Here is a 12,452-nt window from a genome sequence, read left to right as displayed (position 1 = left end):
CGGAGCGATCCGGGCCCTTTGTCGTAGGGGTCTCCGGCGGGCTAGACTCACCCAGGGTCATGTTGACAGGGGAGTCTTGAAACCATGCGTCCTGAATCCATCTTCGCGCCGGTGGCGGTGCTCGTGTTCCACACGCTCCTAGTGATCTTATATACCGGCTACAAGCGCTTCAGCGCCGGTTTCGCAGGACGTGTGAAGGGCAGCGACTTCCGCTACGGGGAGACCGCGAACGTGCCGCCCGACGTGACGGTGGCGAACCGTAACCTCATGAATCTGCTGGAGGTACCGGTGCTGTTCTACGTGGCGGCCCTGGCCAGCTATGCCACGGGGCATGTGACCATGGTCACACTTTACCTGGCCTGGCTGTTCGTGGGCCTGCGGGTGGTGCATACGTTCATCCACATCGCCTACAACCGCATCCTGTACCGGTTCGCGGCGTACGCCTCGAGCTGCCTGGTCCTGCTGGCCCTCTGGCTGTGGTTCGTCGCGGCCGTGTTCGGCTAGACTTAGGGCGTACCGAGGGGGTGCCGTGAGTTCCGAGAAAAGACCCATCGTCGTCGCCGGCAAGCGCTATGAGAGCGTGGAGGACATGCCCGCCGAGGTCCGCCGCGTCTACGATCTGGCGCGCGCTTCCCAGGAGGACGCCGCCACCGCCGGGCCGGTGAAGCTGGTGTTCAACGGCAAGGAGTACGAGGGGCTGGAGAGCATGCCGCCGGACGTGCGCAAGCTGTATCAGACCCAGCAGGTGGCGATGGAGACCTACCGGGACTTCAGCGTGGATGCCACCACCCCGCGGGCTGCCAAGGTCAATGCGCCGCCCGTCCAGGAGATGGACGAGGGTCCGTCGTTCTTCAAGCGTTACCAGTGGCCGCTGATCATCCTGGCGGTCATTGTCGTCGTCGTAGTCGCTATCTTTATCTAACGCCGCTTTATATCTCCGACTGCGATCCGCGCCTTGACGCGCGGTTCCGGCTGCAGCGTGATGTGTTCGATGCCATAGCCGTCATGCAGGTGGCTGCGCAGCCCCTGGTACACCGCTTCCCATTGCCCCATGTCCTCGATCACCACGTGGGCCGAGAGCGCCACTTCCTCGGAAGACACGCACCACACGTGCAGGTCGTGGATGGAGCCCACGCCTTCCACGCCGGCCATGCTGCGGCCGATGTCCCCCAGGTCCATGCCCGGCGGCACGCCTTCCAGCAGCACCTGGCCCGCGTCCCGCAGCAGGCGCAGGCTGGAGATGAGGATCAGCAGCGCGATGAACAGCGACAACAGGGGGTCGATGGGCAGCCAGCCGGTGAGCTGGATCACCACGCCGGCTGCCAGCGCGGCGCCGGAACCCAGCATGTCGCTCAGCACGTGCAAGAGCGTGGCGCGGACGTTCAGGTTCTCGTGGCCCCGCTCCACGACGCGGTAGATGATGTAGTTGACCAGCAGCCCCGCGAGCCCGACGCCGATCACCAGCGGCGCTTGCACCGGTTCCGGATGGTGTAGCCTGGCGACGGCCTCGATGACGATGCCGGCCATGATGCCGAGCATGAGCAGGGTGTTGACGAGGGCCGCAATCACCTCCACCCGGCCGAAACCGTAGGAATGGCGGTGGGAAGCGGGCCGCGCCGCCATCAGGCCCGCGAGGCCGGCGAGCAGCAGTGCGGCGCTATCGGTGGCCATGTGGCCGGCGTCGCCGAGGAGCGCCAGCGAGTGTGCGAAGTATCCCGCCAGGGCTTCGACACCCGCGAAGCCCAGCGTGACCGCGAAGGCCAGCCAGAAATGTGCCTGACTATGGCGGTGAGAATGGTCGTGATCGGGGGCGTGACCGTGCATGTAGCGATAGACTATGCCCATACACAGCCGGGGGAAAGGCGTGGAAATCGTCCCGTTCTTCCATAAGTCCTCATCCACCTTCAGTTACGTGGTGGCGGACACCGCGGCCAAGCGTGCCGCTGTCATCGATCCGGCGCTGGACTACGACGCCGCCTCCGGGCGCACTGGCACCCAGTCCGCCCAGGCCATCGTCGAGCACATCCGCGCGCGCGGCTACGCGCTGGACTGGATCCTCGAGACCCATGCCCACGCGGACCACCTCTCCGCCGCGCAGTTCATCAAGCAAGCTTCGCAAGGCCACGGGAAGGTCGCCATCGGCGAGGGCATCCGTGCGGTGCAGGCCCACTTCAAGGGCCTCTTCAACCTCGGGCCCGAGTTCAAGGCGGACGGCAGCCAGTTCGACAGGCTGCTCGGGGATGGCGAGAGCTTCGCGCTCGGCGGCATCCCGGTGCGGGTCATGGCGACGCCGGGCCACACCAGCGACAGCGTGGCTTACCTCATGGAGGACGCCGCATTCACGGGAGACACGCTGTTCATGCCGGACTCCGGCACCGCCCGCTGCGATTTCCCCGGCGGCGATGCCGGCATGCTCTACGACTCCCTGCACCGGCTGCTGTCCTTGCCGGAGGAGACGCGGCTCTTCATGTGCCACGACTACGCGCCGGGCGGGCGCGAGCACCGCCACCAGACCACCGTGGTGGAGGAGCGCCGCGCCAACATCCACGTGAAGGACGGCACCTCGCGGGAGGAGTTCGTGAAGCTCCGGCAGGGACGGGATGCCACGCTGCCGGTGCCGGCCCTGCTGCTGCCGGCCCTGCAGGTCAACATCCGGGCCGGGCACCTGCCGGAGCCGGAGGCGAACGGCGTTCGATACCTCAAGATCCCCCTGGACCGGTTCTAGCCCTGCCGGGCGATTGACCCAGATCAGGGCGTCCCGCCGCCGCCCTTTCCATACTGTCCCCGAGGGCTGCCGCATCCGGTGGCCTGCAGGAGACAGGTCATGAACATAGACAAGCTGGTATTCCGCTTCGCCGGGCTCATGATCCTGGGCAGCCTCGCCCTGGGCTGGTGGCTCAGCCCCTGGTGGTTCCTGCTCACCGCCTTCGTGGGCGCGAACATGCTGCAGTCCTCGTTCACGGGCTTCTGCCCGATGGCGAAGCTGCTGGCCAAGCTGCACGTCCGGCCCGGCGCCGCCTTCGGCGGCTGAGCACGGCGCGCGGCAGGGCATGAGGCGCGCTATGAGGGTCGCGGTTTTAGCGAAGGTCATGGCTGTGGGCCTGTGTGCCGGCGCCGTGCTGGTGGCCGGCTGCCACGCGGATCGCAGCGAGGAAGAAGCGGCTGCGCCCGCAGTGACCGCCGAGGTCATCACCGTCGCGGCGGAATCCGCGACCGCATACGCGACGGTGCCCGGCACCGTCGTCTCCAAGCGCCACGCCGAGATCGCCTCGCGGCTCACGGGCTACGTGCAGAGCGTGAGAGTGCAGGCGGGCGACCGGGTGGCGGCCGGTCAGCCGCTGCTGGCCATCGATTCCAGCGAGGTCACCGGCCAGCTCCAGCAGGCCCAGGCGGTGTTCGACGAGGCGGACCTGAATTACCAGCGGGCCTCCAACCTGTATTCGAAGGGCGTGGCGACCCGGGTGCAGATGGATGACGCCACGCGCCAGTACAGCACCGCGAAGGCGGCGCTGCAGATCGCGCAGGCGGCGGTCGGCTACGCGGACGTGCGCGCGCCGTTCGCAGGCGTGGTGGTGGAGAAGCTCGCGGACCCGGGCGACCTCGCGACCCCCGGCAAGCCACTGCTGGTGCTTGAAGATGAGCATGCCCTGGAAGTGCAGAGCTACGTCCCGGACGAGTTGTACGCCGCCCTTAGGGTAGGCGAAGAGATTCCCTATGCCACCGAGAGCGGCAGCTATCAGGGACGCCTGCAGTCCAAGGTGCAGGCCGCCGACGCCCAGACCCACACTCACCTGATTCGCATCGAGGTGTCGGCGGGGGCCGGCCTCATGAGCGGCCGCTACGTGCGGGTCAGCATCCCGACCGGCAGCATCCCGGTGATACGCGTGCCGGCGAGTGTCCTGGCGGAACGCGCCGGCATCCTCGGCGTGTTCGTGGTGGACGCGGACGGCCAGGCCCATTTCCGCCTGGTGCGGACCGGCCCCAGTCGGGATGGCCGCGTGGAGATCCAGTCGGGGCTGGCGGCGGGCGAGCACGTGGTGCTCGCGCCCGGCGACCAGGTGGACAACGGTACCCGCATCGCGGCAGTCGGCGCGATGCCATGAGCGTCCCGGAACGGCTCAACGCCGTCGGCCGCGTCACGCGGCTGTTCCTCCGCTCCAAGATCACCGCCTTGCTGATGTTGGCCGCGGCGATATTCGGTGCCATGGCGGTGGCTTTCACGCCGCGCATGTACAACCCCGAGATCGCGGTGCCGGCCGCCAACGTGCTGGTGAGCTTCCCGGGCGCCTCGGCCGCCGAGGTGCAACAGCAGGTGGTGAAGCCGCTGGAGGCGCTCATGGGTGCGCTGCCGGGCGTGGACCACACCTACGGCTACGCCGCGGACGACCTGGGCGTGGTGACCGTGCAGTTCGACGTGGGCGAGGACGAGGAGAAGAGCCTCGTCAAGCTCTACAACCAGATCAACCGCAACCTGGACCGGATGCCGCCGGGCGTCAGCCAGCCGCTCATCAAGTCCATCGGCATCAACGACGCGCCCATCGTCACCATTACCCTGAGTTCCGCGAGCCTGTCCCAGACTGAGCTGCGCGACGTGGCCCTGCGGGTGATGGAACCGCTGCGGGCGTTGCCGGACGTGGGCGACACCCAGATCGTCGGCGGTACGCCGCGCACGATCACCGCCTACGTGGACCCCGCGCGCCTGGCCTCCACCGGCCTCGCGCTGGACCGGGTGGAAGCGGAGCTCGGCGCCGCGAACGTGGCGCTGCCCGGCAGCGAACTCGTGAGCGGCGGCCGGGAGAGCATGGTGCGGGTCTCGGGCGTGCTGGGGGACGCCGAGGAGGTGGGCAACGTCATCATCGGCACGCCCAACGGCAAGCCCGTGTATCTCAAGGACGTGGCGCGCATCGAGGATGGTCCGGAGGAGCCGGAGCAGTACTCGTACTTGGGCCGCGGGCCGGGCACGGGCAAGACCGGCGCCGCGGGACCGCTGGATCCGGCGGTGACGCTCGCCATCGACAAGCGCGCCGGCGCGAACGCCGTGGACGTGGCGGACGCGGTGCTGGGCAAGCTCGAAGAACTCAAGCTGCGCGCCCTGCCGCAGGGTGTGGACGTGACCGTGACGCGGAACGACGGCGCCAAGGCCGATGAGGCCGTGAATACGCTCATCGAGCACCTCGGGATCGCGGTGGTCTCGGTGGCGCTGATCCTGCTCTTGTTCCTGGGCTGGCGCGAGGCAGCCATCGTCACCCTCACGGTGCCCCTGGTGCTGGGTGTGGTGCTGGGCGTGGGCTGGCTCATCGGCCAGACCATCAACCGCATCACGCTGTTCGCGCTGATCCTGTCGCTGGGCCTCCTAGTGGACGACGCCATCGTGGTGATCGAGAACATCCACCGGCGTCTGCACCAGCGCGGGCGCATGCGGTTCCGTGACCGGCTGGTGCTCGCCACCAACGAGATCGGCAAGCCCACCAACATCGCCACGCTGGCGGTGATCCTGGCCTTCATCCCCATGGCCTTCGTCGGCGGCATGATGGGCCCGTTCATGCGGCCCATCCCCATCAACGCGCCGGTGGCGATGCTGGTGTCGCTGGCCACCGCCTACATCGTGGTGCCCTGGGTGGCCTGGCGCTGGCTGCGCGGCAAGGCGGCGGGCATCCTGCGCGCACTGCGCGCGCCGACCCTGGAGGAACAGGGGCATGCGCCGAAGGACCGGTTGCGGGCGTCGTACCTGAAGGTGATGGCTCCCCTCATGGCTTCCTCGCGCCGCCGCCGGCTGTTCGTGGCCGGGGTCGTGGCGCTCCTGCTGCTCGCGCTGCTGCAGCCGATGTGGCAGTTCCTGCGGCCGCGGGGCATCGACGGCCCGCGCAGCTTCGCCGGCGTCACCCTGAAGATGCTGCCGGACGACGATACCTCCACCTTCCTCGTGGAGGTGGACACCGCGGCCGGCACTCCGCTCACCACCACCGACGAGGTCACGCGGCGGATTGCCGCGGTGCTGGCGGGCACGCGCTACGTGCAGGACTTCCAGGCTTTCGTCGGGCGGCCCGCGCCGCCGGACTTCGCGGCGCTGGTGCGCGGCGACCCGATCCGCGGAGGGCACAACTTCGCCCAGCTGCGCGTGAACCTGGTGCCGAAACCGCAACGTCCGGCTTCCCACGCCATCGCGCAGGGGTTGGCTCCGGGACTTGCTGAGGTGGCGGCCCAATATCCCGGCTCGCGCATCAAGCTCTATGAGACGCCGCCCGGGCCGCCGGTCCGTTCCCAGGTGCTGGCGGAGCTCTACGGACCCGACTATGGCGTCCTGCGCGACGGCGCCGCCCAGGTGCGCGAGGCATTCGCGGGCACCTACGGCATGATCAACGTGGACGACTCGGTGACCCAGGATGCGGAGGAATATCGCATCGTGGTTGATCCGGCCCGTGCGGCGCTGGCCGGCGTGCAGGCGTCTGCGGTGGCACGCACGCTCCACGACTACCTGGCGGGCTTCAAGCTCGGCATGCTGCATGTCGAGGAGGCGCGTGAGCCCATCGCGGTGCGGGTGCGCATCCCGCAGGGCGAACGCGGGTTCATCCGCCAGGTGATGGACCTGCGGATCACCGCCGCCAACGGCCGCACCGTGCCGCTGGGCAGCGTGGTGAGCGTGGAACAGCGCGTGCTGCAGAAGCCGTTCTACAGCAAGGACCAGCACCCGGTGGTCTATGTCACCGGCGAGACCCTGGCGGGCAGCCCGGTGAACGCGGTGCTGGCGCTGCAAGGGAGGCTGGACGGCGCCGCGCTGCCCGACGGCAGCCGGCTGCACGCCGGCAACCTCAGCTTCGTGGCCGGCACGCCGGACGACGTGTCCCGCTACCAGCTTAGCTGGGACGGCGAGATGCGCCTCACCCTGGATGTGTTCCGGGATCTGGGCTCGGCGTTCATGGCGGCGCTGATCTTCATCTACCTGCTGCTGGCGGCCTACTACCAGTCCTTCTTCATGCCGCTGATCGTGATGGGTGCGATCCCGCTCACGCTGGTCGGCGTGTTTCCCGGCCACTGGCTGCTGGGGCAGCCGTTTACCGCCACCTCCATGATCGGCGTGATCGCCCTGGCCGGCATCGTGGTGCGCAACTCCCTGCTGCTCATGGACTTCATGCTGGACTACCTGCGCCAGGGCCAGCCCCTGGCGCACGCCGTGGTGGAGGCGGGCGCGGTGCGGTTCCGGCCGATCCTGCTGACGGCGCTGGCGATCATCTCGGCCTCGCTGGTGATGGTGGGCGACCCGGTGTTCGGCGGCCTCGCGATCTCGCTGATCTTCGGCACCCTCGCTTCCACCGTGCTGACCCTGTTCGTGATCCCGTTGGTCTACTACAAGTGGGCCCGCTATCAGCAGCGGCGCGCGGCCCCAGCGCCCCGGGCGGCGGCTCCCGAGGCCGATGCGGCTGGTTGACCTGGATCAAGGCGCGCCGGCCTGGTCCGGCGGAAGCTGATCACATCGACAGAGAGGTGTACGTCATGGCAAAAGTCATCGTCATGGGTGCGGGCATCGGCGGCGTGTCCGCCGCCTATTCGCTGCGCAGCCTGTTGGGCAAGGAGCATTCGGTCACGGTGGTGAACCCGACCGACTACTTCCAGTTCGTCCCCTCCAACCCCTGGGTGGCGGTGGGCTGGCGCAAGCGCAGGCAGGTCACCGTGCCGCTCGCGCGCTACCTGGCGCGCAAGCACATCGAGTTCATCTCCGACGGCGTGCTCGTCATCGATCCCGACCTGCGGATGCTCGGGTTGGAGTCCGGGCGGAGCCTGAGCTACGACTATCTGGTGATCACCACGGGTCCGCAGCTGGCCTTCGACGAGGTGCCGGGCCTGGGGCCCGAGGGCCACACCCAGTCCATCTGCACGGTGGATCACGCGGAGAAGGCCTGGGCGGCCTACGAGAAGTTCCTGGAAGCACCGGGTCCGGTGGTCATCGGCGCGGTACAGGGGGCAAGCTGCTTCGGTCCGGCCTACGAGTTCGCCATGATCCTGGATGCCGACCTGCGCAGGCGCAAGCTGCGCGACAAGGTGCCCATGACCTTCGTCACCAGCGAGCCCTACGTGGGACATCTGGGTCTGGGCGGAGTCGGCGACTCCAAGGGCATGCTGGAGGCGGAGATGCGCCAGCGCCACATCAAGTGGATCACCAACGCCAAGGTGCTGGATGTGACCGCCGGGGAAGTCAGCGTGGCTGAACACGATGACCGGGGCGCCGTACTGCGGGAGCACAAGCTGCCCAGCAAGTTCACCATGTTCATCCCCGCCTTCAAGGGCGTGCACGCCGTCGCTTCGGTCAAGGAGATGTGCAACCCCCGCGGCTTCGTGCTGGCGGACAAGCACCAGCGCAACCCGAAGTATCCCAACATATACTCGGCGGGGGTGTGCGTGGCGATCGCGCCACCCGAGGCGACCCCGGTACCCACCGGCGTGCCGAAGACGGGCTACATGATCGAATCCATGGTGAGCGCGGTGGCGCACAACATCGCCGATGAGATCGCGGGCCGCGCGCCCGCGGCGGAAGCCACCTGGAACGCGATCTGCCTGGCCGACATGGGCGACACCGGCATCGCGTTCGTGGCGCTGCCCCAGATCCCGCCGCGCAACGTCACCTGGGCCAAGACCGGCAAGTGGGTGCACTATGCCAAGCTGGCCTTCGAGAAGTACTTCCTGCACAAGGTGAAGAGCGGCGGCACCGAGCCCGTGTACGAGCGCTACGTGCTTAAGGCGCTCGGCATCACCCAGCTCAAGCGGGCTTCCTGAAAGAAAGAGGCCGCCTTTCGGCGGCCTCTCAACTTCTAGTCGATCATCGATCTCAGCCGCCATGAGCCAGCAGCGGGTCTCGGGCCGAAGGCCCGAGACGGGCGACCTGGATGGTCGCCCAGGGAACGATGCACCAGGGATGGTTGTGGCTGGTAAAAGAAAAGGCGCCACCTTTCGGTGGCGCCTTTGGGTTAAACCCGCAGCAATCGATTAACCGCCGTGAGCCAGTAAAGGGATGATCAGCAACGCGACGATGTTGATGATCTTGATGAGCGGGTTGATCGCGGGGCCCGCGGTGTCCTTGTACGGGTCACCCACGGTGTCGCCGGTCACCGCCGCCTTGTGGGCGTCGGAACCCTTGCCGCCGAAGTTGCCGTCCTCGATGTACTTCTTGGCGTTGTCCCAGGCGCCGCCGCCCGTGGTCATCGAGATCGCGACGAACAGGCCGGTGACGATGGTGCCGATCAGCACGCCGCCCAGGGCCTTGGGGCCGAGGACCACGCCCACGATCACGGGCACCAGGATCGGCAGCAGCGAGGGGATGACCATCTCCTTGATGGCAGCACGCGTGAGCATGTCCACCGCGCGGGAGTAGTCCGGCTTGGCCTTGCCGGTCATGATGCCCGGGATCTCCTTGAACTGCCGGCGCACCTCGTTCACCACCGAGCCCGCGGCGCGGCCCACCGCCTCCATCGCCATGGCGCCGAACAGGTACGGCACCATGCCGCCGATGAACAGGCCGATGATGATCATGTGGTCGGAGAGGTCGAAGGTCGTGACCACGCCCTCGTTGTGGGCGCTCAGGCTGTGGGTGTAGTCCGCGAACAGCACCAGCGCGGCGAGGCCGGCGGAGCCGATGGCGTAGCCCTTGGTCACGGCCTTGGTGGTGTTGCCCACCGCGTCCAGCGGGTCGGTGATGGCGCGCACTTCCTTCGGCAGGCCCGCCATCTCGGCGATGCCGCCGGCGTTGTCGGTGATGGGGCCGTAGGCGTCGAGCGCGACCACCACGCCGGTCATGGACAGCATCGAGGTAGCGGCCACCGCGATGCCGTACAGGCCGGCGAAGTGGTAGGCGCCCCAGATGCTGGCGCACACCGCCAGCACCGGCAGCGCGGTCGCCTTCATGGAGATGCCGAGGCCGGCGATGATGTTGGTGGCATGGCCGGTCTGCGAGGCCGCGGCCACGTGGTGCACCGGCTTGAACTGGGTGCCGGTGTAGTACTCCGTGATCCACACGATCACGCCGGTCAACGCCAGGCCGATCAGCGCGCAGAAGTACAGGTTCATGACCCCGACGCTGGCGCCGGCCATGAGCTGCTTGGTGATCGGGTAGAACGCGATCGCGGCCAGGATGGCGGCCACGGCCACGCCCATGTACAGCGCGTTCATGATCTTGCCGCCCTCGCGCGCCTTCACGAAGAAGGTGCCGATGATGGAGGCGATGATGGAGGCGCCGCCCAGGGCCAGCGGATAGAGCACCGCGTACTCGCCGAAGTCGGCGGCCAGCAGGCCGCCCAGCACCATGGTGGCGACCACGGTCACCGCGTAGGTCTCGAACAGATCCGCGGCCATGCCGGCGCAGTCACCCACGTTGTCGCCCACGTTGTCGGCGATCACGGCGGGGTTGCGCGGGTCGTCCTCGGGGATGCCGGCCTCGACCTTGCCCACCAGGTCCGCGCCCACGTCGGCGCCCTTGGTGAAGATGCCGCCGCCCAGGCGCGCGAAGATCGAGATCAGCGAGCCGCCGAAGGCCAGGCCCACCAGCGCGTGCAGCGCGGTCTCGGTGTCGGCGTAGTGGCTGGCGATGAGGTAATAACCCGCCACGCCCAGCAGGCCCAGGCCCACCACCAGCATGCCGGTGATGGCGCCGCCGCGGAACGCCACCGCGAGCGCGGCGTTCATGCCCTTGCGGGCGGCCTCGGCGGTGCGGACGTTGGCGCGCACCGAGATGTTCATGCCGATGTAACCGGTGGCGCCGGACAGCGCCGCGCCCACGGCGAAGCCGATGGCGGTGTACCAGTTGAGGAAGAAGCCGATCACCAGGAACAGCACCGCCCCGACGATGCCGATGGTGGTGTACTGGCGGTTGAGGTAGGCGCGGGCGCCTTCCTGCACCGCGGCGGCGATCTCCTGCATGCGCTCGTTCCCGGCCGGCTGGGCCAGGATCCAGCGCACCGAGACGGCGCCGTAGACGATCGCGAGGACCGCACAGCCCAGCGCGAACAACATGTAGTTCTGGAACATCTCACTCACTCCCCTAGTGGGTACGGTTTTATGGGAACGATCAGACCTTGAAATCGGTGTTGAGCTTCCGGCGCACGCCCAGGTTCTTGAGGCGGGCGTACTGCGGCACGCCGTCCTTGTAGGGCGGGTAGTCCTCGCCCCGGATGAGGGGGGCGAGGTAGCGGCGGCCGGCGGCGGTCACGCCGAAGCCGTCCTCGGTGATGTACTCGCGCGGCATGAACTTCTCGTGGTTCGCCACGTCCGCCAGCTTCGCCATGCCGATGGCCCATTTGTAGGGTTTGTTCGACTTGCGCACGATGGTGGGCATGATGGCGTTGTGGCCCTTCAGGGCCAGCTCCACCGCGGCCTTGCCCACCGCATAGGACTGTTCCACGTCCACCTTGCTCGCCACGTGGCGGGCGGCGCGCTGCAGGTAGTCGGCGAGCGCCCAGTGGTACTTGAGCTTGAGCTCCGACTTCACCATGTTGGCGAGGGTCGGCGCCACGCCGCCGAGCTGGGCATGGCCGAAGGCGTCGCGGGTGCCGGCTTCGGCGAGGAACGTGCCGTCCGGGTTGCGCACGCCCTCGGAGGCCACCACCACGCAGTAGCCGTACTGCTCCACGCACTGCTTCACGCGGGCGAGGAAGGCCTTCGCGTCGAACTTGATCTCGGGGAACAGGATGATGTGGGGCGCGTCACCGGCTTTCTCGGCGGCGAGCGCGCCGGCCGCGGCGATCCAGCCCGCGTGGCGGCCCATCACCTCGAGGATGAACACCTTGGTGGAGGTCTTGGCCATGGAGGCGACGTCCAGCGCGCACTCCTTGGTGGAGACGGCCACGTATTTCGCCACCGAGCCGAAGCCCGGGCAGCAGTCGGTCACCGCAAGGTCGTTGTCCACGGTCTTGGGCACGTGGATCGCCTGCAGCGGGTAACCCAGCTTCTCGGAGAGCTGCGAGACCTTGAGGCAGGTGTCGGCGGAGTCTCCGCCGCCGTTATAGAAGAAGTAGCCGATGTCGTGGGCCTTGAACACCTCGATGAGGCGCTCGTACTGGGCGCGGTTCTCTTCCAGCCCCTTGAGCTTGTAGCGGCAGGAGCCGAACGCCCCGCCCGGGGTATGGCGCAGCGCCTTGATGGCGGTGACGCTCTCGCGGCTGGTGTCGATGAGGTCCTCGGTGAGGGCGCCGATGATGCCGTTGCGGCCCGCGTAGACCTTGCCGATGCGGTTCCTGTGCTTGCGGGCGGTCTCGATGACGCCGCAGGCTGAGGCGTTGATGACGGCGGTCACGCCGCCGGACTGGGCGTAGAAGGCGTTGCGTCTAGAAGCCATTGTTTCCTATGCTCTTTTTCTGTAGGGCGGGGCTTACGGCCCGGCCCGGGGAATGCGGATTCTACCCGGGGGCGGGTCCCGACATAAGCCAGGGCAGGGGTGTGACGTACTTCACAGGCCGGGACCGGCAATA

General features: G+C 68.0%; 10 protein-coding genes. 7 read left to right on the top strand and 3 right to left on the bottom strand.

Annotated elements, in window-relative coordinates; genetic code table 11:
• Positions 1-84: 84 nt before the first annotated feature.
• Both VF651_12290 and VF651_12285 read left to right on the top strand, forming a co-directional pair.
• On the top strand, positions 85-504 hold the full coding sequence (locus VF651_12290; protein ID HEX7966481.1) for an MAPEG family protein: 420 nt from the start codon (positions 85-87) through the stop codon (positions 502-504).
• 25 nt (positions 505-529) lie between these two features.
• The gene (locus VF651_12285; GenBank protein HEX7966480.1) at positions 530-922 is read left to right on the top strand and encodes a hypothetical protein; all 393 of its coding nucleotides are present in this window, start codon (positions 530-532) and stop codon (positions 920-922) included.
• Here the strand turns inward: VF651_12285 and VF651_12280 are convergent.
• Entirely contained in the window at positions 919-1,824 is a 906-nt protein-coding gene (locus tag VF651_12280; protein ID HEX7966479.1) for a cation diffusion facilitator family transporter, read from the bottom strand. The genes VF651_12285 and VF651_12280 overlap by 4 nt on opposite strands.
• Before the next feature lie 13 nt (positions 1,825-1,837).
• Between VF651_12280 and VF651_12275 the strand changes: the two genes are divergently transcribed.
• The 5 genes from VF651_12275 (at position 1,838) to VF651_12255 (ending at position 8,769) form a co-directional block, all read left to right on the top strand.
• Positions 1,838-2,725 carry an MBL fold metallo-hydrolase gene (locus tag VF651_12275; protein ID HEX7966478.1) on the top strand — a complete coding sequence of 296 codons (888 nt, stop codon included), beginning with the start codon at positions 1,838-1,840 and terminating at the stop codon, positions 2,723-2,725.
• Positions 2,726-2,824: 99 nt separating this feature from the next.
• Positions 2,825-3,031, top strand: a complete 207-nt coding sequence (locus VF651_12270) for a DUF2892 domain-containing protein (GenBank protein ID HEX7966477.1) — start codon at positions 2,825-2,827, stop codon at positions 3,029-3,031.
• 58 nt (positions 3,032-3,089) lie between these two features.
• Complete coding sequence (locus VF651_12265; GenBank protein HEX7966476.1) at positions 3,090-4,103, top strand: efflux RND transporter periplasmic adaptor subunit; 1,014 nt, start codon at positions 3,090-3,092, stop codon at positions 4,101-4,103.
• On the top strand, positions 4,100-7,426 hold the full coding sequence (locus tag VF651_12260) for an efflux RND transporter permease subunit (protein ID HEX7966475.1): 3,327 nt from the start codon (positions 4,100-4,102) through the stop codon (positions 7,424-7,426). The genes VF651_12265 and VF651_12260 overlap by 4 nt, the downstream gene beginning before the upstream one ends.
• A 65-nt stretch (positions 7,427-7,491) precedes the next feature.
• Positions 7,492-8,769, top strand: a complete 1,278-nt coding sequence (locus tag VF651_12255) for an FAD-dependent oxidoreductase (GenBank protein HEX7966474.1) — start codon at positions 7,492-7,494, stop codon at positions 8,767-8,769.
• A 210-nt stretch (positions 8,770-8,979) separates the two neighbouring features.
• Here the strand turns inward: VF651_12255 and VF651_12250 are convergent, their stop codons facing one another.
• Both VF651_12250 and VF651_12245 read right to left on the bottom strand, forming a co-directional pair.
• Positions 8,980-11,013: a sodium-translocating pyrophosphatase gene (locus VF651_12250; protein HEX7966473.1), complete on the bottom strand. Its 2,034-nt coding sequence runs from the start codon at positions 11,011-11,013 to the stop codon at positions 8,980-8,982.
• A gap of 40 nt (positions 11,014-11,053) precedes the next feature.
• Positions 11,054-12,319, bottom strand: coding sequence for a 6-phosphofructokinase (locus VF651_12245; GenBank protein ID HEX7966472.1), 1,266 nt, complete (start codon positions 12,317-12,319; stop codon positions 11,054-11,056).
• Positions 12,320-12,452 lie beyond the last annotated feature (133 nt).

The sequence above is a fragment of the Gammaproteobacteria bacterium genome (assembly GCA_036383255.1).
Taxonomy (GTDB): Bacteria; Pseudomonadota; Gammaproteobacteria; order Natronospirales; family REEB76; genus DASUBN01.
The sequence above is the reverse complement of the archived record's forward strand: the minus strand, read 5'-3'. Positions and strand labels throughout refer to the sequence as shown.

What these genes read in the sequence shown, in the direction of transcription:
- VF651_12290 (HEX7966481.1), top strand. Translation starts at nt 85, where the DNA reads ATGCGTCCTGAATCCATCTTCGCGCCGGTGGCGGTGCTCGTGTTCCAC.
- VF651_12280 (HEX7966479.1), bottom strand. Translation starts at nt 1,824, where the DNA reads ATGCACGGTCACGCCCCCGATCACGACCATTCTCACCGCCATAGTCAG.
- VF651_12275 (HEX7966478.1), top strand. Translation starts at nt 1,838, where the DNA reads ATGCCCATACACAGCCGGGGGAAAGGCGTGGAAATCGTCCCGTTCTTC.
- VF651_12270 (HEX7966477.1), top strand. Translation starts at nt 2,825, where the DNA reads ATGAACATAGACAAGCTGGTATTCCGCTTCGCCGGGCTCATGATCCTG.
- VF651_12265 (HEX7966476.1), top strand. Translation starts at nt 3,090, where the DNA reads ATGGCTGTGGGCCTGTGTGCCGGCGCCGTGCTGGTGGCCGGCTGCCAC.
- VF651_12260 (HEX7966475.1), top strand. Translation starts at nt 4,100, where the DNA reads ATGAGCGTCCCGGAACGGCTCAACGCCGTCGGCCGCGTCACGCGGCTG.
- VF651_12255 (HEX7966474.1), top strand. Translation starts at nt 7,492, where the DNA reads ATGGCAAAAGTCATCGTCATGGGTGCGGGCATCGGCGGCGTGTCCGCC.
- VF651_12250 (HEX7966473.1), bottom strand. Translation starts at nt 11,013, where the DNA reads ATGTTCCAGAACTACATGTTGTTCGCGCTGGGCTGTGCGGTCCTCGCG.
- VF651_12245 (HEX7966472.1), bottom strand. Translation starts at nt 12,319, where the DNA reads ATGGCTTCTAGACGCAACGCCTTCTACGCCCAGTCCGGCGGCGTGACC.